General features: G+C 80.6%; 1 pseudogene. It reads left to right on the top strand.

Going from position 1 to position 873, the window contains the following annotated elements:
• Positions 1-656, top strand: a pseudogene (locus tag AXW62_RS38725) (ATP-binding protein); the annotation flags it as partial.
• Positions 657-873 lie beyond the last annotated feature (217 nt).

Genomic DNA, 873 nt, shown 5'->3' with positions numbered 1-873 from the left:
CGTCCGCCGCCGGGCCCTCCGGTGGCGAGCCGCGCGGGCTGCGCCGCCTGGCGGCGTACGGCGCCCGGCGCAATGTGGTCGCGGCGGCCGCGGGCGTGCTGCTGGTGGCCGTGCTCGGCACCGTGGTGACCCTGGGCGCCACCTCGGGCAACGACGACAACAGCCCGGCCGACAAGGTCAAGCCGGGCCATTCCGCCACTCAGCGGGACGACGACAAGGGGCTGACCGCCGGCGAGCCCACGAGCGGCACCGGCCAGGCCCCGCAGCCGGGCCTCAGCGGGGCGCCGCAGGCGCCCTCGTCCCCGGCCGCGCCGAGCACCGGCGCCCCCAGCGGCTCCACGGCGCCGAGCGGCCCGTCCTCGCCGAGCGGTACGTCCTCGGGCCCCGAGCAGCCGCCCTCGCCGCCGTCGTCGGACCCGGCGACCCAGGGCCCGAAGCCGACGACCAAGCCGCCGACGGGCAAGCCGACGACGCCGACGGAGGAGCCCACCAGGCCGACGCCCACCACCTCCGCCCCGGCCACGACCCCGACGGACGAGACCTCCACCACCGCGAGCGCCCCCACCACCCAGACGGGCAGTGCCCCCACCACCCAGACGGGCACGGCGACCGCCGGTCCGGTCCGGACGGCGACCGCCGGTCCGGTCCGGATCTAACACCGGGGAGGCCGGGCGGGGACGCGGGCCCGGGACCGCCGGTCCGGGACCGCCGGGCCGGGGGGCCGGGACCGCGGGTCGCCGGTCCGGGACCGCCGGGGCCCGGGCGGGCCGCAGACGCCGCATCCCGCCGGATCCCGCCCGGTCCGCGTGGCGGGATGTGGTCGGCTCGGGCAGGGGCGGGAGCCCGTACGACGGAACGGGGGCCGGGGCCGAT

Source organism: Streptomyces hygroscopicus subsp. hygroscopicus (assembly GCF_001553455.1).
In the GTDB taxonomy this organism is placed as follows: Bacteria; Actinomycetota; Actinomycetes; order Streptomycetales; family Streptomycetaceae; genus Streptomyces; species Streptomyces hygroscopicus.
This window is presented reverse-complemented; position numbering and strand designations above follow the sequence as displayed.